20 protein-coding genes are annotated in these 21,454 nt (G+C 45.3%); 9 read left to right on the top strand and 11 right to left on the bottom strand.

Annotation, left to right across the window (positions count from 1 at the left end):
- Nucleotides 1–98 precede the first annotated feature (98 nt).
- Nucleotides 99–575, top strand: a complete 477-nt coding sequence (gene ribH / locus FDP09_RS04040) for a 6,7-dimethyl-8-ribityllumazine synthase (RefSeq protein WP_137401424.1) — start codon at nt 99–101, stop codon at nt 573–575.
- 42 nt (nt 576–617) lie between these two features.
- Nucleotides 618–1,937, top strand: a complete 1,320-nt coding sequence (locus tag FDP09_RS04035) for an aspartate kinase (RefSeq protein ID WP_137401423.1) — start codon at nt 618–620, stop codon at nt 1,935–1,937.
- A 269-nt stretch (nt 1,938–2,206) separates the two neighbouring features.
- Here the strand turns inward: FDP09_RS04035 and FDP09_RS04030 are convergent, their stop codons facing one another.
- The 4 genes from FDP09_RS04030 to FDP09_RS04015 are packed head-to-tail and all read right to left on the bottom strand — an operon-like array spanning nt 2,207 to nt 6,567.
- Nucleotides 2,207–2,845: an AlbA family DNA-binding domain-containing protein gene (locus FDP09_RS04030; protein WP_137401422.1), complete on the bottom strand. Its 639-nt coding sequence runs from the start codon at nt 2,843–2,845 to the stop codon at nt 2,207–2,209.
- 11 nt (nt 2,846–2,856) lie between these two features.
- Nucleotides 2,857–3,294: a hypothetical protein gene (locus tag FDP09_RS04025; RefSeq protein ID WP_137401421.1), complete on the bottom strand. Its 438-nt coding sequence runs from the start codon at nt 3,292–3,294 to the stop codon at nt 2,857–2,859.
- Nucleotides 3,291–5,330: an excinuclease ABC subunit UvrB gene (gene uvrB, locus FDP09_RS04020; protein ID WP_137401420.1), complete on the bottom strand. Its 2,040-nt coding sequence runs from the start codon at nt 5,328–5,330 to the stop codon at nt 3,291–3,293. The genes FDP09_RS04025 and uvrB overlap by 4 nt, the downstream gene beginning before the upstream one ends.
- A gap of 52 nt (nt 5,331–5,382) precedes the next feature.
- On the bottom strand, nt 5,383–6,567 hold the full coding sequence (locus tag FDP09_RS04015) for an Lnb N-terminal periplasmic domain-containing protein (RefSeq protein ID WP_137401419.1): 1,185 nt from the start codon (nt 6,565–6,567) through the stop codon (nt 5,383–5,385).
- 20 nt (nt 6,568–6,587) lie between these two features.
- Between FDP09_RS04015 and FDP09_RS04010 the strand changes: the two genes are divergently transcribed.
- The 3 genes from FDP09_RS04010 (at nt 6,588) to FDP09_RS04000 (ending at nt 11,400) form a co-directional block, all read left to right on the top strand.
- Complete coding sequence (locus FDP09_RS04010; RefSeq protein WP_137401418.1) at nt 6,588–8,918, top strand: T9SS type A sorting domain-containing protein; 2,331 nt, start codon at nt 6,588–6,590, stop codon at nt 8,916–8,918.
- A gap of 273 nt (nt 8,919–9,191) precedes the next feature.
- Nucleotides 9,192–10,331, top strand: coding sequence for an acyl-CoA dehydrogenase (locus FDP09_RS04005; protein WP_137401417.1), 1,140 nt, complete (start codon nt 9,192–9,194; stop codon nt 10,329–10,331).
- Between the two features lie 139 nt (nt 10,332–10,470).
- Entirely contained in the window at nt 10,471–11,400 is a 930-nt protein-coding gene (locus FDP09_RS04000; RefSeq protein ID WP_137401416.1) for an AraC family transcriptional regulator, read from the top strand.
- Here the strand turns inward: FDP09_RS04000 and FDP09_RS03995 are convergent.
- From FDP09_RS03995 to FDP09_RS03980, 4 genes are all read right to left on the bottom strand, one after another.
- Entirely contained in the window at nt 11,383–12,165 is a 783-nt protein-coding gene (locus tag FDP09_RS03995) for a phosphoglycerol geranylgeranyltransferase (protein ID WP_229683391.1), read from the bottom strand. The two genes, FDP09_RS04000 and FDP09_RS03995, sit on opposite strands and share 18 nt — an antisense overlap.
- Nucleotides 12,149–12,514, bottom strand: coding sequence for a hypothetical protein (locus FDP09_RS03990; protein ID WP_137401414.1), 366 nt, complete (start codon nt 12,512–12,514; stop codon nt 12,149–12,151). The genes FDP09_RS03995 and FDP09_RS03990 overlap by 17 nt, the downstream gene beginning before the upstream one ends.
- A complete protein-coding gene (locus tag FDP09_RS03985) occupies nt 12,507–12,869 on the bottom strand; it encodes a phage holin family protein (RefSeq protein ID WP_137401413.1) in 363 nt (120 codons plus the stop codon). The genes FDP09_RS03990 and FDP09_RS03985 overlap by 8 nt, the downstream gene beginning before the upstream one ends.
- Before the next feature lie 76 nt (nt 12,870–12,945).
- Nucleotides 12,946–13,539, bottom strand: a complete 594-nt coding sequence (locus tag FDP09_RS03980) for a YkgJ family cysteine cluster protein (RefSeq protein WP_137401412.1) — start codon at nt 13,537–13,539, stop codon at nt 12,946–12,948.
- A gap of 300 nt (nt 13,540–13,839) precedes the next feature.
- Here FDP09_RS03980 and FDP09_RS03975 point away from each other — a divergent pair, with 300 nt between their 5' ends.
- The 4 genes from FDP09_RS03975 to FDP09_RS03960 all read left to right on the top strand — a co-directional run bounded on the left by FDP09_RS03975 (nt 13,840) and on the right by FDP09_RS03960 (nt 17,534).
- Nucleotides 13,840–14,571: an LOG family protein gene (locus FDP09_RS03975; protein WP_137401411.1), complete on the top strand. Its 732-nt coding sequence runs from the start codon at nt 13,840–13,842 to the stop codon at nt 14,569–14,571.
- A 2-nt stretch (nt 14,572–14,573) separates the two neighbouring features.
- Nucleotides 14,574–15,536: a lytic transglycosylase domain-containing protein gene (locus tag FDP09_RS03970; protein WP_137401410.1), complete on the top strand. Its 963-nt coding sequence runs from the start codon at nt 14,574–14,576 to the stop codon at nt 15,534–15,536.
- Between the two features lie 45 nt (nt 15,537–15,581).
- The gene (locus tag FDP09_RS03965; RefSeq protein WP_137401409.1) at nt 15,582–16,475 is read left to right on the top strand and encodes a LysR family transcriptional regulator; all 894 of its coding nucleotides are present in this window, start codon (nt 15,582–15,584) and stop codon (nt 16,473–16,475) included.
- A 78-nt stretch (nt 16,476–16,553) separates the two neighbouring features.
- Entirely contained in the window at nt 16,554–17,534 is a 981-nt protein-coding gene (locus tag FDP09_RS03960) for a YeiH family protein (protein ID WP_187328789.1), read from the top strand.
- 158 nt (nt 17,535–17,692) lie between these two features.
- On the opposite strand, the gene FDP09_RS03955 is transcribed toward FDP09_RS03960, so the two are convergent.
- From FDP09_RS03955 to FDP09_RS03945, 3 genes are all read right to left on the bottom strand, one after another.
- Nucleotides 17,693–18,040, bottom strand: coding sequence for a cupin domain-containing protein (locus FDP09_RS03955; protein ID WP_137401407.1), 348 nt, complete (start codon nt 18,038–18,040; stop codon nt 17,693–17,695).
- An 87-nt stretch (nt 18,041–18,127) separates the two neighbouring features.
- Nucleotides 18,128–18,985 carry a helix-turn-helix domain-containing protein gene (locus tag FDP09_RS03950; RefSeq protein ID WP_137401406.1) on the bottom strand — a complete coding sequence of 286 codons (858 nt, stop codon included), beginning with the start codon at nt 18,983–18,985 and terminating at the stop codon, nt 18,128–18,130.
- Nucleotides 18,986–19,278: 293 nt separating this feature from the next.
- On the bottom strand, nt 19,279–21,441 hold the full coding sequence (locus tag FDP09_RS03945) for a protein-disulfide reductase DsbD family protein (protein ID WP_137401405.1): 2,163 nt from the start codon (nt 21,439–21,441) through the stop codon (nt 19,279–19,281).
- Nucleotides 21,442–21,454: the final 13 nt, after the last annotated feature.

The following is a 21,454-nucleotide window of genomic DNA, read 5'->3' as shown; positions in this document are numbered from 1 at the left end:
CTTTAGTAATATTCAGCATTTGAAGAGTAAGGCCAAGAGGTCTTACTCTTTTTGTATTTATACCCATCTATAGAACATACCATATAACAGATAAAAAAATGGCAACATCACTCAAAAACCTTAGCCAACACTCTGACACAAACATTGCCGATATTAGCAATAAAAAGTTTGGAATCGTGGTTTCAGAGTGGAACGAAGAGATCACGGAATCCCTCTATGAGGGAGCCGTGGAAACCTTGCGGATCCATGGTGCTAAAAAAGAAAATATCTACCGAAAGAATGTCCCTGGCTCATTCGAGCTTTCCCTAGGCGCCCAGTGGGTGGCAGAGGTAAAGGAAATCGATGCGGTCATCTGTCTTGGATGTGTCATTCAAGGTGAAACAAAGCACTTTGACTTCATCTGCGATGCCGTGGCCCATGGCATTACCAATGTGGGCCTCAAATACAATAAACCGGTCATCTTTGGAGTGCTGACCCCAAATGACCAACAGCAGGCACTTGACCGAGCAGGTGGTAAACATGGCAACAAAGGCGATGAAGCAGCCATCACGGCCATCAAAATGCTGGGATTCTAACCCGAAACAAAACAAACCATTAACATACATCCCACTTATCCCATGAAGATCATGAAATTTGGGGGTACCTCTGTAGGTAAACCCGAAAGAATGCACCAGGTAAAAGACCTGATCACAAGAGATAGCGAACGCAAAATCATCGTGCTTTCTGCGCTTTCTGGTACGACCAATTCGCTGGTAGGCATCGGTGATGCGTTGGCCGAAGGCAAAAAGGAGCTGGCAAAGGAGCGCATCGATACGCTACATGACCATTACCAAGAATTCTATAAGGAACTGCTCGAATCAGAAGCAGGCAGGAAAAAGGCGGAAAAAATCATCAAAGAGCACTTTGAGTTTTTGAATATCATCCTCAAAATCTCTTTTAATGAGGCGATAAACCGCGACATCCTTGCCCAAGGGGAATTGCTGTCCACCAAGCTTTTCTATACGCTGCTAGAGGAAAAGGATATCCCGGCGATCTTCTTGCCTGCCTTGGAGTACATGAGCATTGACGAAAATTCTGAGCCTGAAGTAGCCAAAATCAGCGACCGCCTGAAGGCCATCCTCAAAAATTACGACAAGGATACCCTTTTTGTCACCCAAGGGTATATTTGCAAAAACCACCGTAATGAAGTGGATAATCTTAAGCGTGGTGGTAGTGATTATACCGCATCACTCATCGGTGCTGCTATCAAGGCTAGCGTCGTGGAGATCTGGACGGATATCGATGGGATGCACAATAATGACCCAAGGGTGGTGGACAAAACCCGACCGATCGCACAGCTTTCATTTGACGAGGCTGCAGAGCTTGCATATTTCGGAGCCAAAATCCTCCATCCTGCTTCCATCTGGCCAGCACAGACCTATAATATCCCGGTAAAATTACTGAATACCATGCAGCCCGAAGCTCCCGGTACCACCATTACCGCTGAGGAAACAGGCAAAGGGGTGAAGGCCATCGCTGCCAAAGACGGAATCATCGCCGTGAAAATAAAGTCCAGCAGGATGCTTTTGGCCTATGGTTTCTTAAGGAAGGTGTTTGAAATCTTTGAGAAGTATAAGACGCCAATTGATATGATTACCACCTCCGAGGTGGCGGTTTCGGTGACCATTGATGATGACACCCACCTCAAAGAAATCATCATGGAACTGGAGAAATTTGGCAATACGGAAATCGACTATAGTCAGACCATTGTCTGCGTAGCCGGTAATATGATCGCCGAAAATACAGGCATGATCAAGGAGGTAGTCGTAGCTTTACAAGACTTCCCTGTAAGGATGGTTTCTTATGGCGGTAGCCGCAACAACGTCTCCATTCTCGTAGATACTAAATTCAAAAATGAAGCCCTACAGCGACTCAACGACGAGTTGTTTCAATGGTAAAAGATTGATTTAGCTTATAACTTAAGTTCGATTATCAAGCCGTCCTTGCGAGCTTGTCTGAAGCCAAGTAAGGAAGCATGACGTGTAATATCGCTTACAAAGGAAAGATTGCTTCATTCCGCGTTAGCTGGGCTCGCAAAGACGGTTTAGATTTTTTTAAAGGTCGAGATCTGGTGGTTAGTTAATGCCCTCACGGATTCCGAAGATGGTCACTGGTACAGTACCTGAAATCAATGGATAGCTGTGATCCGCTGGCTTTCTTGTGCCCTTTAATTTACCTTCAGCTTAAAAAGGTCTTCTTGCTCTTGGGGGATCACCTGTAGTACGTTGGCAAGCACCAATCTCACGAGGGTCTTAGAGGCGATAAAACGTGGCAATTGCGCCACTTTTGAGTATTCCTTTAGGGTGATCGCTTCTCGCTCTCCAAGGGCTTGCATCAATTTGGTTTCCTTTTCACCATAATTGAAGATGATGTCCTTCTCTTTTTTGCCTCGTCTTAGTATTTCCCATACTTCCTTGCTCGCTTGGACTGTCCTGTCTTCCACCCTTACAAATGATCTTTTACGTCCTTCTTCGTAGAGGTAGTGGGGTCTTTTGGGACTTCTATAGAAATGGTACACCGCAACGCCCTTTTTTTCTGATATGGGAATGACAAAATGCTTAAAATCCACCAATGGGCGGATCATTTCTTTGATGGCTTTGTTCAGTACATAAACATCTTCTTCTACATAGCGTTGCCCGCTCACTGTCCCGTTGTCATCTACTCCTACTAGCAGGTGGCCGCCTTCGGTATTGGCAAGGGCAATCACTTCACGAACGATCTTCTCAGGGTGAGTAACTTTCTTTTTAAACTCAATATGTAGGCCTTCACCTTGCCGTGCCAGCCTGGTGACCTCCTGAAGTGTCATGTCTAATTGTTTTAGTTGATCAATATCCCAATGGCAGCCCTTAAGCCTGCCACATTGGTTACGGCATAATAATCCACCATTCCCTCCAGTCGTACTCGGTACGAAAGGTTAACGGTATAGCCTGCTCCAAGGGCAACATCACTGTCCTTGCCAATCAGGCCCCTTACCCGTAGAAATGCAGGCTCCAGTGGATAATACCGCCCGCCGAGGGTTACTTGGTTTGGCCGGTCATAGTTAAACTCATAACCTCCGGAAAAGGAAATATTATACCAGTGAAAATAGTTGGCTTCCAGTCCAATTTGGTAGCGCTTGATTACTCCAGGAGCATCTGTACGTGCCAAATCCAAGCCCCCTGAAACCAAATAGCTGCCTTCCGCCTGCTGTGCCATAACTATCTTTGCCCCAAACAAAAATAAGGGGAATGTAAGTAGCATTATCATTTTTTTCATCCATCCATGCGTTTGAGCTCTTCCAATCGTTTTTTGAGTCCCTGCCATTCATCGCGTAAGCGTGCTGCCTCCATAAAGTTGAGTTCTTTGGCGGCTTTTTCCATTTGCTTCTGAGTTTGGGGGATCAACTTTTCGAGCTTGTCCTTGCTCAAATATTGTACCACCGGGTCTGCTGCGTAGGCATTTTCTTCCGTAAAATGATCATCGTAGAATTTAGCGTTTTTCTTACTGTCTGCCACCTTGGTTTGCCCCATGATTTTGTCCTTGGATTTAAGGATGGTAGTGGGTGTAATGCCATGCTCCTCGTTATAAGCCATTTGGATACCTCTCCTCCTTTTGGTCTCGTCGATGGCGCGCTGCATGGATGCCGTCACTCGATCAGCATACATGATCACCCGGCCATTTTCATTCCGCGCTGCACGGCCGATAGTCTGCACCAAACTCCGTTCATTTCGCAGGAAGCCTTCCTTGTCTGCATCCAAAATGGCGACCAAGGAGACCTCAGGCAAATCCAGGCCTTCCCGTAATAAGTTAACGCCCACCAACACATCAAAAATTCCAAGACGTAGCTCCCGCAAAATCTCTACACGATCCAGGGATTTTACCTCTGAGTGAATATAGCGGGACTTGATCCCTGCTCTTTCCAAGAATTTGTTAAGCTCTTCGGCCATTCGTTTGGTCAGCGTGGTCACCAAGATACGATCACCTTTTTTGATCGTCTGGTCAATTTCTTCCAATAGGTCATCGATCTGATCTCCACTGGGCCGTACTTCTATCAGCGGATCCAGCAGACCGGTAGGGCGGATGATCTGCTCTACCACTACCCCATCGGTCTGGTTCAATTCATAATCGGCAGGTGTAGCACTTACATAGATGACCTGATTGGTCAGGGACTCAAATTCGTCAAACTTAAGTGGACGGTTATCCAAGGCCGAGGGCAGTCGAAAACCATATTCCACAAGGTTTACTTTTCTGGAACGGTCACCTCCCCACATGGCGCGTATTTGCGGAACGGTCACGTGACTCTCATCGATCACCAACATATAATCATCCGGAAAGTAATCCAACAGGCAGAAAGGCCGAGCTCCTGCTGATCGCCGGTCAAAATACCGGGAGTAGTTTTCCACTCCCGAGCAATAGCCCAATTCCCTGATCATCTCCAGGTCAAATTCCGTTCGCTCCCTGAGCCTACTGGCTTCCTCCAGCCGCATGTCCTTTTCGAAAAAAGATATTTGGCTCATCAGGTCATCTTGAATCTCCTTGATGGCCACATCGATCGTTTCCCTGCCCGTCACAAAGAGGTTGGCAGGGAAAATCGTAATTTGCTTTTCACTGCTGATACGCTTGCCGGTGCTGGGATCAATCCGCTGAATACCTTCGATTTCGTCCCCCCAAAAGTAAATCCGATAGGCAAAGTCTGCATAGGCCACAAAGATGTCCACTGTATCTCCCTTCACCCGAAAAGTACCATGCTTAAATTCCGCATTGGCACGACTGTAAAGGATGTCCACCAACTGAAATAGCAATTGGTTTCTAGGAATACGCTGTCCCTCTTCCAGGTTCACCACATTCTTGCCAAACTCCTCTGGATTACCGATACCATAAATACACGAAACAGATGCCACCACGATCACATCTCGCCGTCCACTCAGCAAAGCGGATGTCGCACTCAAACGAAGCTTTTCGATTTCCTCATTGATGGACAGGTCCTTTTCGATATATACGCCGCTGGTGGGGATGAAGGCTTCTGGCTGATAGTAATCGTAATAGGAAATGAAATACTCCACGGCATTGTCCGGAAAAAACTGCTTAAACTCCCCGTAGAGCTGTGCGGCCAAAGTTTTGTTATGGCAAAGTACCAAGGTCGGACGCTGTACCTCTTGGATGACATTGGCCACGGTGAAGGTCTTTCCCGAACCTGTCACTCCCAAAAGTACCTGTGAGGGCTCTCCGCTGGAAATCCCTTCGGAAAGGTTTTTGATCGCATTTGGCTGGTCGCCGGTGGGGCTATAATCTGAGATGATCTTAAAATCCATAGTATTTCTTCAGTATCCTTACACTAACGTTTTGGGACGGGTAAAAAGTTTTTTAGCCACTGACTTTCCGCTTTTGGGCTTTGAACTTTTCCAAATTGTAATACAGGAAATTGCTCCGCAGGATCACCACCAAAATCAGTGGCAGGACACTTGGATGGAACGATTGCCAACCCAAAATCCAGCACACCACCGCTGCATCAGCCATGATCAGTGCAAACAACAAATACTTTTTTACCCATGGTGCAGGATGTTTCATTCCCAGTCCATATACCAACAAGCCATGGGCAGGAAAAGCCCACAGCAGGTTCCAATTGTACTTCGTGGCTGTATGCTCCGTAAAAAACCAGAGCAATACCACTACAATCCCCAGCACGGACAATATCCCGAAGAAGGTCCGGTCAAAACCTATGAAGAGTCTTTTCTTTTTAAATCCGATGAAAGTGAGCGCCATAAATAGAATGGTAATCCCCCAAAATAGAAAATAGGGATTGAAAAAGCTGGGAGCAACGTCCACCGGAGGTAAATCCAAAAGTGTCCGCTGACTTTTTACGAGTGGTCGCGTGGGGCCATCTCCCACAATTTCCGCTCTGCCAAATGCCGCTTCCATATAGTCAGGCAAATACTGCTTTTCGCGCTCACTGGCCTTTACGTCGATCACGCTGCCCAAGGCCAGGTCAATGCCTAAATCACCCCAAGGAAGCGGATATACGTATTCATCTATTAGGTCCCGGAATGTTTTTTCCTCTTCTCCTACAGGATCATTCCACTCCAATTGTTTGCCCAGCACAGTCTCCAGCATATCGCGAATCCTCGTAGCACAATTGTCATAGAAAAAATCATATCGGTAATAACGGTTGTCTGGCTGGTAATTTACCTGAAGAAACGCCACCATTTTGGTGGCCTGCTGTTCATTGAGGTTGAGTACTTGCTCATGCACGGCCTGCCCCAGATAGTTGTAGTGGCCTATAAACCTTTCATAAGGACTTACAGAAAGCCAGTAGTCCAATTTCCCCCTGGCAAATTTCATGTAAAAACTGGGGTTGAAGTCAAAAGTACCGTAGTTATATACCAGGTCCCTTCCCGTTTCCCTATCGGTCACCCGCACGGCACTATGACCAAAAACACTGTAAAGTTCTCCGCCTGGTTCACAGGTTAAGAGGCTTACCCTATAATTTTTCGCATATAATTGGCTAAAAGCCAATAGGATAATGGTAAAAAGTAAGACGGATTTCTTCATTGTCAGGCTTATATTTAAGGATGATGTTGTTCAATTTTTTTCAACTTGATGATCATACATCTCAGGCCAATCAAGCTGGCATTAATCCAAAACGAATTTACAAGATATTATTCGTAATTTTTATTGTATCTGGTATATTCTCCACGCCTTCTCATGGTCAGGAAGTCGGTGCTTATCGGACGATTAAAAGCGGCGATTTTGACCAAATGACCATTTGGGAGGTTTATGATGGAAGCAATTGGAGCGCTGCCAGTCAGCCGCCCAATGAGTCGAATGATGTTTACGTGGATTTTGATCACGAGGTCACGCTTAGCCAAAATGAAAATGTCAAATCCCTCTACTTGAATGCTGAAGCCGGAACAGGCAAAAAGCTGAATATTAATGGGTTTGAACTATCCCTGTTTGGTAGTTTGAACGCTTTTTCTGGCGCCGCGCCAGGCTCACCATCGGGAACTTGGAACAATATCGATTGGATCGGAAGCAGTGAGGCGAGCAAGTTGGTGTTTCGCGGTGCATCGAGAATTGCTGTACAAGAAGGAGCGTGGAGCGCTTTTTCCATAAGGAGCCGATATACCGTGGTTTTTGCGCCCGATCCAGGAGCTACGCTTAGGGTTCAGGAAGCTATCAAGGCCAGTAGGATCGTGATTGCCTCGGGAACAGTCGTCCAAGAAGCATCAGGTGGAGCGTGCTCCACGTTTTCTTTCAATAACGATCCCGCCGTGCCAGGAGCCTATGGCAGCCTGACCATCGAGGCCAATGCCACCTTGGTGAGTTACTGCAATGAGGCAATTACCCAGCGATCCGCTACCCTTCCCGCCCAAGAAGTCACGCTTGAAGATCAGGGAAGGTTGGTTTTGTATGGCCAGCAGCCAGAAATCAATGCTGCAAATACCAACTTATGGGGAGAAGTGCACTATGCCAGCGCTGCTGGTACCCAGCAATTTATTGACAGCACTATGCCTGGAGCCCAACAGCCAGTGTACTATCATGATATTACATTTGACGGTGATGCAGAAAAAATACTTCCATTCATACTCACTCTCACTGGGGATATGATCAATACCGGCATAGGAAATATCAAATCCAATTCGGTTTCACTTTCATTGGAAGGATTAGAAAATCAAGATATCAAAGGGATGCCGCTACTGGTAAAGGACCTAGAAGTGAACAAGTCTGTCGGAAAGGTTTTCTTTGACAATGACCTTACGGTTTTGCGGGACTTTATCATGAAGGCGGGAGAATTGGATTTTGGTGGAAATGAAATGACCATCAATGCATCCAGATCAGGGCAATATCAATATGTGACAGGCCAATGGCATGACCTTCAAGCCCTTCATTACCACAGTACTCCCCATTCCTTGACGGTCGATAATGCCAGTTTTCCTTTTGTGGACAAGTATGAGGGAGGGACGCGGCTGTTACAGCTCTCTGGGCCAAATACATCTCCCGGTGAAGACCTCACCATTCAGTATGTCCAGCTTCCCGGCGTCGATCACGATGCGGACTTTTATGACAGTGATGGGACTTGGATATTGTACCAGCTGTATAGCTATTTTAGTTTCTCGGGATTTTCCGGAGGAAGCAGCGTTATCAATATTCGTATCTCCGCCGATGATCTGGTTGTAGATGATGTAGATGATTTGAGAATTGTCGCTGACCATGAACCTGCCGTTGGTAATCATCAAACTGGGCTTGATGAAGACGGTTTCTTTTGGGCAAGAAGAAAGGTAAGGCGCAATGAAATAAGCGATGTCAAGTTTACGATCGGAAGTGAGCGGGTGGCCACCGTCTTGCCCGTAGATTGGTTAAGGTATCAGGGCAAAGTGCGAGGGCAAAATAATCTCCTTCAATGGGAAGTCTCTGCATACGGAAGTGTTAAAACATTTAGAATCTACCGCTCCGTCCATAATGTGGATAACTTTATGCCCATCGCGACAATCCAAGCTGAGGATATCCCTAGACAGGAATTTACATACCAATTCACGGACGAAACTCCACCAAATTATGGATATTGCTATTATAAAATAGCCAGTTTGTCGAGCGGGGGGAAGGAGGAATTTACACCGGTTTTTCATGTGCGAAGAACCCCCGGACCCATTGATCAGGTGCTCATTTTTCCCAATCCGCATACCCTGGGCGACATCCACTTGGTGATCCCGGACAGAATGGGAAACCACCTCCAATGGAAGATCTATGATGCCCAAGGGATGAGGGTATTTTCGCTTGAGGGCAGGAAGAATAATACGGCCCAGCGAGTGAAAGAAAAATTGACAAGGCTACCAAAGGGGATATACATCATCCATATTCTAAGTGATCAGAATAGCCATACCCTTCGATGGATCAAACGGTGATCAAATAATAGCCAATTTGAGCAACGGGCAGGCTCTGCTATATGTTGGAAATCAGATTGCGACCTATCATTTTTTACGTTATATTCCTAGTGTCAAGTTAAACCTAAACCTACGTGTTATCCGGTGAGTGGCCTATATGTGTGTTACAAAAACTTCCTTGGCTACGGCTAGGGGCGATTTTTGTGACTTGATCTAGTCCAAAATCCCCTACCGCCTTGCCCGTCATTAAGCATTGACTTGACACTAGGCTAATTTAATGTAAACCCAAATCGTATGAATTTTACCCTAACTGAAGAACACTTGGCCGTGCAAGCTGCCGCCAAGGATTTTGCGAAAACGGAACTGCTTCCCGGAGTGATAGACCGTGACACTAATGCTACCTTCCCTCATGAGCAGGTAAAGAAGATGGGAGAGCTGGGATTTTTGGGCATGATGGTATCGCCTGAATACAATGGAGGAGGGATGGACAGCATTTCTTATGTGCTTGCTATGGAGGAAATCTCCAAAATTGACGCTTCCGCAGCGGTGGCCATGTCTGTCAATAACTCCCTCGTCTGCTGGGGCTTGGAAGCATATGGCACGGATGCCCAAAAAGAAAAATACCTGAAGCCTTTGGCCGCAGGGGAAATTTTGGGAGCTTTCTGTCTGTCGGAACCTGAAGCAGGATCCGACGCCACCTCCCAAAAGACCTCTGCCGAGAAGAAAGGGGATCATTATATCCTAAACGGCACCAAAAACTGGATCACCAACGGTAACACCGCTAGTGTTTACTTGGTGATGGCACAGACCAATCCAGCATTGAGACACAAAGGCATCTCCACGTTCATCGTAGAAAAGGGCATGGAAGGATTTCAGGTAGGCAAAAAAGAGGACAAGCTGGGAATAAGAGGCTCTGATACCCATTCGCTGATGTTCAATGACGTAAAAGTGCCCCAAGAAAATAGGGTTGGTGAGGATGGTTTTGGATTTACCTATGCCATGCACAGCTTGGACGGAGGACGAATAGGCATCGCTGCGCAAGCATTGGGCATTGCTGCGGGAGCATATGAGCTGGCACTCTCCTATTCCAAAGAGCGCAAGGCTTTTGGAAAACCCATTAGCGAACACCAAGCCATCCAGTTTAAACTGGCAGATATGGCCACAGCGATAGAAGCAGCAAGGTTACTGGTGTGGAAGGCAGCTTGGCTAAAAGACCGTGGGGAATCGTACGCCCAAGCCAGCGCTATGGCAAAACTGTACGCTTCTCAAGTGGCAATGGATACTACTATTGAGGCTGTACAAATTCATGGTGGTTATGGATTTGTCAAAGAATATCATGTAGAGCGACTCATGAGAGATGCTAAAATCACCCAGATATATGAAGGGACGAGTGAAATTCAAAAAATAGTTATATCCCGTAACTTATTAAGATAAAAAAACAAAAACGAAATCACGGCGTTATAACTTTCAAAATCACATAATTATTCGGCTGTTGTTGAATTTTTCGTTAAATTTATTATATTCTAACTAAAAAAGTCATACTTTTACAGGTAACAACATAATAATATCTGTCATGGAATATTACAATAAAGTCATAGAATCCGTGGGTGTGCGGTATACGAGGGGTAATAACTACAAAGTAGAGCGACCTATTACCGTGACGGACTACTTGGAACCTGAAAACACCGTCATTCTATTACATCAAGGAACATTGAAGTTTGGAGATGAGCAAGAACTTGTCAATGAAGGCGAAATCCTGTTCATTCCAGCTGGTAGAGCATGTAAAGTTTCCTTTGGTCAAGCTACCAAAAGAAATGAGATGTCAAACAACAGCTTTTTGGAAAACAAAAAGAAACACTTGCAATCCGTAAGTTTTAAAGACATCAAATCTATCGAAGAGGATTGTATCACATTAGTGACTTTTGAGGCCAAAGTCTTCGATGTCGTTAATTTCTTCAATTCTCTTGGTATTCCACCGTTCATTATACGGTTTAACGATCGACTGGCATCTATTATTGAAGATGTGGTCAAAGAATCTGAGCAAAATACCCCTGGTAAGGAACGTGTCATCAAAATCCACACGGAACTACTGGTAGTGGAGCTGGTAAGGCATATTTTGAAAAACCGATTGTTTGTGGAAGAAATGTCGACGAACAGTACTTATTTCAAAGATCCACGCTTGATTGACATGTTCAATTATATCAAGAAAAATATCGGTGGTGATCTCTCTAACAAGGTGTTGGCAAAAGTGGCCAACGTTTCCGAGGACTATGTAGGGCAATACTTCAAAATGCTGACAGGCATTAATCCGCAGGATTACATCGAGTACCAGCGTATGGAAGCTGCTGTGGAATTGCTCCGTACTACAAAGAAAAGCATTCGAGACATTGGTAAAGAGGTAGGGTATAAAGATACCGCTTATTTCTGCCGACGGTTTAAAATGATGTACGGATTGCCAGCAGGCAAAATGCGAAGAAGGGAATCACTAATTAACGTTCAGTGATAAATTATAGACATTAGCTAAGTCAGTCACCTCGGTCAACAGGCCGGGGTTTTTTTCTGCCCCATTGCCCAAGACGATCAGGTCCGCACCAGCCTCCCATGCATTTCTCGCCTTATCCACTGAATCAATCCCGCCACCTACTATCAACGGACAATCTGTCTTCTTATGGACGGCTCGGATCACGGCTTTGCTGACCGGTACCTTGGCACCACTTCCAGCATCCAGGAAAAGATACTGCATTCCCAAATATTGCCCTGCCAAGGCGGTTGCTACTGCTAGGGCAGGCTTATCATTGGGCAGTGGGATGGTCTGGCTAATATAGCTGGCACTGGTGATTTGGCCGTCATTGACCAGCATGTATCCTGTGGGGAGCACTTCGAGAGATGACTTTTCCAATAACGGAGCAGCAGTCACCTGCTGCCCTATCAGCAGCTCGGGGTTTCTCCCCGATATCAAAGACAAAAATAATATACCATCCGCTTTGTCGGTTACCTGGATGGCATTTCCCGGGAACAATACTAATGGGGTCTTTTTGGAAAGACGCTTGATCCTTTGGATAATGAAATCCATGTTATTGTCATCGATTAGGCTTCCGCCAAGAAAGATAAAGTCCACCTTATGGCTGGCAGCCAATTTGACCAAATGATCCAGCATTTCTGTATCTTCACACTTTTCAGGATCGATCAGCAGCGCCACCCCTTTCGCCCCATTCCGACGAAGTTCTTTTAATGCAGTGGCGATTACAGGCTTATTTTTTCTTGGCATCACTTGCTTGCTTGGAAAGTACATCGACCAATTTGGCCTGGCCCAGAGATAAGGCGACCATAAACAGGCGCTTTCCCAGGCTTCCGGCCAATGATGATTTTTTGGGCTTAGGTTTAGTAACATAATCAGCACCGTCCTGCTGGGCTTGTTTGGATTTTTTGGAGGCCTTTTTAGGCTTCTTTTTTTTGCCCTTGAATAGTTTTTTCGTACCATAAACCAGCATGCTGCCGGCCAAAACCGCACCACCGACCTTTGCCCAAGAGGTAGATTCCTGCTTTAAGAGCCCGAGCTGTTGATCCAGTTGTTTTTCAAGCTCCTCTTCCTGTTTTTTAAGATCTAATTTACTCATTGTCACCACTGTTTTTTTTGCGAAAGAATAGGAATGTGTTCAGCACCATACCCACATTCTTTTGGATTCCCTTGGAGTCTTTGATGATGTAAAGGAAAATCAGTACAGCCAAATATATCAGGCCTACATAAAGAAAACCCAAGGAATTGGAATAGGTGAGCTCCGCAAAATAAAAGGCAAGGGCAATGCTTCCAAAAAGCAAGATCAATACCGATACAATCACCATCATGGAAAGAATGGCCACCCGTGTGATGACGGCAGAAAGTTCATCCTGCAGGTCCCTTTTGAGCATCTGGATCTTTACTTCGATGAGTTTTTTCACTGTATTGATTATTTCAGAGAAGTTTAGCATCATAGTTCGGTTATAATGAAAAATAATTTCTGTGCGATAAATTCAATACAATATACATCAAAAACCATGCTTTAAAAATTTATACTGCCTCTCCTTCGATGTAATAATAGAAGGAAAAGACAGCTTCCAAGGCTTTTCTGATGGCCAAATTAATGGGATATTGCTGTTCAGCAAGGTGGAAATCGATCGCAAACAGGCGGGTATAGTAGTCCGCACTACCGGGTATTTCCAGTCCATTTTGGATAGCAGCACTCACGATTTGATACTGCTTGCTTTGATCCTCTTTGATCAGCTTACAGGTGATCAGTTCTTTTTTGCCCTCTCTATTACGTCTGGCTGAGCTACCAAAAAGCCGACATATAAGGCCACGATGGGAGTAGTGACTACACAAGCCACCGCGGCCTGCTATGGTCATTTGGTTTAGTACGATACAATAGCTGTCTTCGCCAGCAGCCTCAAGCTGGGCAAGGATCCCTTCGGCCAGGCCGCTGTGATAAAACTCAAAAGCCAGGGGCAAAAATTCCAATACAGTGGCCGGCACGCTTGGATTAGCGCAGCATTTTCCACAGCCGGAGAGGCATTTTAAGTGGCTCTGCTCATTAAACTGCTGCGTTTCTATCGCTAAGTCTTTGAAAAGTTCATTGACAGCGAGGGATTTTTCTATTAGATTCATGCATGTACATAAAAGCGCACGAAAGTACACGAATGGTGGATGATTTGCAACAGTTAATTTTCTCTGGACCTGCTTTTTTGTAAAATTTATTTGTACACCAGTTTATCATTGTCCCTAAATATCGGAGGCTGGTATTATGTGTTGAATACAAGGGGTTTGTGTAGTGTTTTTGTTGCTTGCTTGTGGATAAATGCCCAGTCCGTTTTCTATTTATCATCAAAAAAGTTAACTTTAATACCTGAAAGTAGCCACTTTTAGCAGTTATTATCGTATTAGTTTTTTAACATCAGTCCAAAAGTTATGAGCGAAAAGTCAGAAAAAAACAACTTAGAAGAAGAAAGAATCCGCAAGGCTTTTAAAGAGAAAGACTGGAGTGAGATCAAGAGTGCCAACTCTTGGGTGATTTTCAAGGTAATGTCGGAGTTTGTGGAGGGATTTGAGAAACTGGCAAAGATAGGGCCGTGCGTATCCATCTTTGGTTCAGCCCGCACGCCACAGGATAACAAGTACTATAAAATCGCCGAAGAGATTGCCGCCAAACTGGTAAGGCACGGCTATGGAGTGATCACCGGTGGTGGCCCCGGTATCATGGAAGCCGGAAACAAAGGAGCCCATTCCGAAAAGGGAAAATCCGTAGGCCTTAATATCCAGTTGCCCTTTGAGCAATTTAACAACATGTACATAGATCAGGACAAATTGATCACCTTTGATTACTTCTTTGTCCGCAAAGTGATGTTTGTAAAATATGCCCAAGGATTTATCGTTTTACCGGGAGGGTTCGGTACCATGGACGAGCTTTTTGAAGCATTGACCTTGGTGCAGACCAAGAAAACAGGAAAGTTTCCGATTATCCTTGTAGGGAAGGAGTTTTGGGAAGGGCTGATCGACTGGATCAAAACCATTATGCTGGAACGACACATCAATATCAGCCCAGAGGACATGGATCTGTTTTCGGTAGTGGACACTGCGACCGAAGCCGTGGAAGCTATCGATGAGTTCTACAACAAATATTTACTCTCTCCAAATTTCTAGTTGTGAAAAACATTCATGCAATTATCCTGTACGGTCTGGTGGCCGTACTTTTTGTTTTATTCTTCCTCAATCAAAACGGTTCGGCATCGGGTCAAGAGGGTGCTTCCTCGCAAGATCGCCCAAGAGGTTTCTTCCAGCGAAGTGTTTCATCAAGCCAAGGGGAGGATGAAAAAGAACCGCGGGTAAAGCTCTTCGATCTACCAGAAAAGTTGGCGTTTGCCGGAGAGCGGGTGCCATTGGATAGAATGGATATCAAAGAGCGATTTGAGCGTGAGGTATATGTAAATGCTTTTTGGGAATCAAACATGCTCCTGATGATGAAGCGCTCTGCAAAATACCTCCCCACGATCGAAAAGATCCTTGCCGAATATAACATCCCGGAGGATTTTAAATATGTGGCAATGATCGAATCGGGCCTTCAAAATGTAGTCTCTCCGGCTGGAGCACGCGGATTTTGGCAATTTATGGAAGGTACGGCCAAGGATTATGGCCTAGAAGTCAACCGTGAGGTAGATGAACGCTACGACTTCGAAAAAGCCACGCATGCAGCGTGCAAATACCTGCAACAATCCTATGCCAAGTTTGGAAAATGGACCAGTGTAGCGGCCAGCTACAATATTGGCCAGACGGGATTACGCAGAAGAATGAACGACCAGCAGCAGCCGGATTATTATGAGCTATTGCTTAATAAAGAAACAGGCCGGTACATGTTTAGGGTGCTGGCGTTTAAAGAGATATTCGAGCATCCTGAAAAATACGGTTTTCATCTTGAGGAGGAGGATTATTACCATATGCCGGCGTTGAAAACACTGGTTATCAAAAATACCCAAAAGGACCTGGCCGAATGGGCCATTAAAAACGGCACCAATTACAAACAGCTAAAGATTTACAATCCTTGGCTCCGAACACCAAAACTCACCGTAAGAAAAGGCCGGGAATACCATATCAAACTTCCCGCAGATTGAGCCCAATGCGACACCCCCAAAGAAAAGCCCTAACGATTCCTCATCATGTTTGATTTTAGACTTCAGGTTTTCCATACCGTCGCCAAGCGACTGAACTTCACCAAAGCTGCCGAAGAACTCTACATTTCCCAACCTGCAGTGACCAAACATATCCGGCAGATAGAATCGCACTATCAGGTAAAACTTTTTGACCGACAGGGCAGCAAAATATCCCTCACGCCTGCAGGACAAACACTTTATGAGCATGCAGATCGGATTTTTGCCGTTTATCGGGATTTGGAATTTGAAATGAACCATTTTAGCAAAGACCACCGCGGTGAGCTACGAATAGGTGCCAGCACGACCATCGCCCAATATGTACTGCCGGCTATTTTGGCGGCGTTTCACGAAAAATTCCAGGATATCAGGTTAAGCCTAAGCACGGATAATACCGAACAAATCGGCAAATCACTGGATATGGGAGAAATCGACTTGGGGATCATCGAAGGTCAGACCAAGCAGTCCCAGTTTAAATACACAGAATTTACCAAGGACGAAATCTTGCTTATTGCACGGGCAGACCACCCTTTGGCCAAAAGAGAATCCATCGAAATCCAAGAGCTGCTTGACGTCCCGCTGCTGCTCAGAGAGCCGGGGTCTGGAACCTTGGAAGTAATTGCCCATGCCCTCAAACCACTGGGCGTAAAGCTGGGCCAGCTTAAAAAAGAGATGCAGCTCGGGAGCACTGAAAGCATCAAAGGTTACCTGATGAATTCCAATGCCATGGCCTTTCTATCAGTTTTTACCGTCTTGGAAGAGCTGAACAGTAAAAAATTCACTGTCATCGATGTGGACCAACTAACCATAGAGCGTTCATTTTTGTTTATTCAGCCTCACGGTGCCAAAGAAGGAATAGCGGATCTTTTTATGAAATTCGCCCACCGTCATAACCCTAGGTAATCGGTCATTGCAAAATACGATTTCCCTTGCTTCATATTTTCCTGCATTTTTGTATTATTCAAATCAGCAGTTATGGACATGGGAAAAACAAAGACCATTTTCTTTAAATTCAGCAATATCCAGCAGCTGCTGGATCATGGACTGACCATTAGAGAAATCCTATTTTGGTTGGCATTGTTGGTATGCCTTTTTCCGGGTGTCACCGCTCCTCTAGCCTTGTTAATGGGTTTGGTATTTGCCAATCTCCTCGGCACGCCCTACGCCACATCAAGGACCAAAGCAACAGACTATCTGCTACAATTTGCGGTAGTAGGGCTTGGTTTTGGCATCGGTGCAGAACAAGCTTTTCAAGCTGGAAAAGCAGGATTCGTAATGACCATGGTTGCTATTTTTGGCACCTTGGGACTTGGGGTGATCCTAGGTAAACTCCTCAAAATAGAGCAAAAAACAGGCTTCTTGGTTGCTGTAGGTACCGCTATCTGTGGAGGCAGTGCCATCGCAGCGGTATCTCCTGCCATCAAGGCACGGCAGCATCAGATTTCTATGGCCTTAGGTGCCGTCTTTGTCCTTAATTCGGTAGCACTGTTTATCTTTCCACCGATAGGGAAGTTCCTTGGATTGAGTGCCGAGCAGTTTGGCACTTGGTGCGCCATCGCCATTCATGACACCAGCTCCGTGGTGGGTGCCGCCAGCCAATACGGAAAGGAAGCCCTCAATATTGCTACCACGGTAAAACTGGCGCGAGCCTTATGGATTATTCCTGTTGCTTTTGTGGCTGCAATGACCTTTGGAAAGGGAAAAGAAAACATCAAAATACCTTACTTTATCGGTTTTTTTATCTTGGCTATTTTGGCAAACAGTTACCTGCCGATGGCAAACTGGATGGTCACGCTCATTCACCATTTGTCGCATATGGCACTTTGCCTGTCCATCTTCCTTATCGGCTGTGGACTGTCCAAAAATCTGTTGTTTGCAGGGGGGGTACGTGTACTCGGACAAGCGAGTATCTTATGGGTGATCATTGCAGGGTTGACCCTTTTGGTGATCGTCAACTTCTGATTAACCATGGCCAGGGGACATTTTCCTTTGAGCTGAAAAAGTATGGTTAATTTAAGCGAAGTAAATAAAGGTTTGCCCAACCTAGTCCGGCATTGCTATTCAGTTAACTTAATTGCATTGCCTACTCCATAAAGGATGCTGGGCAAACCCAAATTAAATTACTCTTTCAAATAAACCAACAATAGTTTACTTTCTTCATTCCCTACGTTAACGGCCTTATGTGTTCCCTCCTCAAACCAAATGGCTGCCCCTTTGGATATTTCAGCTGTTTGCTCTTCACCCTCCGGAGAGGTAATTAAAACATGCGCATCGGTAAGCGCAACGGTTAAATGTGCATCATGATGATGCATGCCCGCTCCGCAAACGTCCTTATCAGGTTCACCTGCAAATTCGACAACTTTCACTTTTTCATTATCGATCAAAACCTTACGATCTTCTTTATGGTCCTGGCCATAGGTAGCCAAGGTACACAAGCAAAACAGGATGGATAGCATTAAAACTTTCATAATGGTGTTATTTTTGGTTAAAAATTGATTACCTCCTAAAGGTAAAACACCTAAAAATCAAAGTCTTTTCTTAAACGTTCAAGATGTTTACTTTCTGTACAAAGTTGGTGATACGCCATACTTATCTTTGAATACCCGACTAAAATGGGAAAGATTATTAAACCCATTCTCAAAAGCTATTTCACCTATAGGTTTCTGAGTGGTATCAATTAATCTTTTGGCCCTTTCCATCCGTTTTGCTGAAAGCCATTTTCCGGGCGTAGTACCATAATATTCGGCAAAGTCCCGCTTAAAAGTAGATAGGCTTCGATTGGTCAGATGGGCATATTCTGACAGGTTAAGGGAATACATGTAATTCGCTTCCATGACTTCCCAAATGGGCGTTTCATACCCATCCGCCAGGCTGTTGATATAGGAAAGCAATTGCAAATTATCGGGGTGAATAAATACATTATAGAGGAGTTCCTTTAATTTGATTTCGAGGATTTCTTCAGGGAGCGATGTCTTCTGCTTAAAGTACGGAATAAGGCTGAAATAACAATCTCGGATACGATCGTTTATGCTCATCGGAATCATCATCTCTTTGGGTACCGGTGGCAAATCCCTTAAGGGCAAGTGCTCCCGAAATTCATCGAAGATCTTCTTCAGGTAATCGTCCTTCAAATAAAAAGCCAGTAATTTCCAACCTTTTATATCATCGTTCATTTCTTGAAGAAAGCCTGCCCTCCGCAATAAATATCCTGAATGCTTGTTTACATGGTAGGTCAGCTCTCCTTGATGAAAAATCCTTCCTCCGCTAAGTGAAAAAACAAATTGATTAAATGATGAATGCAGTTGGACTATTTTTTCCTTTTGGGGACAATTGTAATAAAGGAATAGAATGTCCTTAATGGAAAATTGCTGAAAAATAGCAGGATTGGATGTATGAAACTTGTATAGGTCCATATTGACTTCATTTCAAGGGCTGCTCAATCCTGAATAACTTAGCTTCAATCCTAATGCGTAAACCTGATTAAACGCCCCATTTACCTAAAAAATAACAATTAATGGTAATTCCCCTAGTGAATTAAGAGAAAATCGCATCTCAAGATGCCCCAAAAGGTTGTAAAACCCAAAAATGAAAGCTATCAGGGACAGCTTGCCTACCTTCTACTGGTAGGCAAGTTGCTCCCTCATAATGCAAGCGGCAAGGCTATTTTTTTAAGCAAATTGAATACTTTCTGGTACCCCATCTATGCTCAAGCGCCTTCGTCAAACGCCGCTTTTGCCTTGTCCAGAAACTCCACGAAATTTTGTGGATCGGTGTCGTACGCTTTTGGTCTGACGAGCATCTCCTCGTCATGGTCCAATATCACATAATAAGGCTGTGCATTATTGTTGAACCGCGTAATCTGGAAATCCGCATTTTGCTTGCCAATGGTTTTCTTCACTTTATCATCGTAAGCAGAGGTGTACCAATCTTCCTCAGGAAGTTCGGTACGCTCGTCCACATAAAGGGCCACCAGTACAAAGTCTTGCTTAAGCCGCTCCAGTACTTCAGGTTGTGACCAGACTTTGGCTTCCATCTCCCGGCAGTTGACACAGCCGTGACCGGTAAAGTCAATAAAAAGTGGCTTATTTTCCTTCTTGGCTACCCTCAGCGCTTGATCATAATCAAAGTACCCCTGCAGTCCATGTGGCCAATGCAAGAGCTCTCCGTGCTGGGGTACTTCTGTCATTTCTTGCTGGACAGTGACTGCCCCGCCACGGTTTTCACGGATCAGCTTTTCGATATTGAAATCGTGCGTGTGGATCGGAGGCAGGTAGCCACTTAGGGATTTGAGCGGAGCGCCAAATAAACCTGGCACCAAATACACCACAAAGATGAAGGTCACCGTGGCCAGCAACAGGCGAGGAACCCCCAGTTTTTCCATGGGAGAATCATGTGGCAACCGGATCTTTCCGAGTAGGTACAGTCCCATCAGCGCAAAAATCACGATCCAGATGGCAATGTAAATGTCACGGTCCAGCAGTCCCCAGTGGTACACCTGATCAGCCACACTCAGGAATTTGAAGGCCAATGCCAGCTCCAAAAATCCCAGCACCACTTTCACAGAATTCAGCCATCCTCCAGACTTGGGCAGTCCATTGAGCCACTCTGGGAATATCGCAAAAAGCGTAAAAGGGATCGCAAAAGCCAACGAAAAGGCAAACATGCCCAGTATAGGCTTCAGGATCTCTCCCCCGGCAGATTCGATCAAGATCGATCCCACAATCGGCCCCGTGCAGGAAAAAGATACCAATACCAAGGTAAATGCCATGAAGAACACCCCAGTAAGGCCTCCTTTGTCTGCTTTGGCGTCCATCTTATTGACCAAGCCACTGGGCAATGTAATTTCGAACAAGCCCAAAAAGGCCAACGCAAAGAAAATAAACACCAAGAAGAAAAAGATATTGGGCAACCAATGCGTAGAAAGCCAATTGGCAAACTCCGGACCCTGGACGGCCGCCACAATGGTTCCTGCCAGCGTATAAATGACGATGATGCTCAGCCCGTAGATAAAGGCATTTCTGATTCCCTGGGCTTTGTTTTTACTTCTTCCTGTAAAGAAAGTCACCGTCATCGGGATCATGGGAAAGACACATGGGGTCAGCAATGCCGCCAAGCCGCCTAAAAACGCTGCAATCACAAACGGCCACATGGAGGTGGCATCTCCCTGCTTTCCTTCTGGTGAAAGGTCCACCTCAGGCACTTTAGTACCGGTCTTTTCAGGCGTAGTAGTCGCTTTTGGCTTGACATCATCTGACGAATCCGCTTCCGTTTTCTCCTCCGGAGGCGCTGCAGCGGAAACTGCTGTCCCCGAGGCAGGTGATGAAGTGTCTGCAGCACTTGGTGCCTTTTTTTCTTCTACTTCATCCGTATCCGGGACGGCTTCTTTCTTGATGGAAGCATTGACCGATTGGGAAAAATCCTCTTCATAAGGCACGCATTGGCCAGTGACATCTGAGCACATTTGATAGGTCATTATCCCGACGACCTCGACAGCGGTTTTGGTGATTTTTACCTTCTGCCTAAATTCAGCCGTACCCGTAAAATAGCTGACTTCACCATCCCAGGTTTCATCCATTTTCCGTTTGGGGTCGATGGGCTTGAGATTCCCTATTGGCTCAATTCCCTCTGATCCTTCCAGGCTCAATTCCGTCAGCATTGGCCCCAAATCCGGATCAAAATCATTGGAATAAATGTACCAATCCCGCGGAATGTCTGCTTTGAAAATAAGCTCGACCTCATCATCCACAAATGGCGTTGGATCGGAAAGGCTCATCTGCCATTTTGGGGGCTGTATCAGCTGGGCAAAAGTAACCAAGCTCGTCAGACAAAACAGCAATACAAACGGGAGGGATTTTTTTAGACTCTTCATAACTAACTGTTAA

It is taken from the genome of Echinicola rosea (assembly GCF_005281475.1).
Classification (GTDB): Bacteria; Bacteroidota; Bacteroidia; order Cytophagales; family Cyclobacteriaceae; genus Echinicola; species Echinicola rosea.
This window is presented reverse-complemented; position numbering and strand designations above follow the sequence as displayed.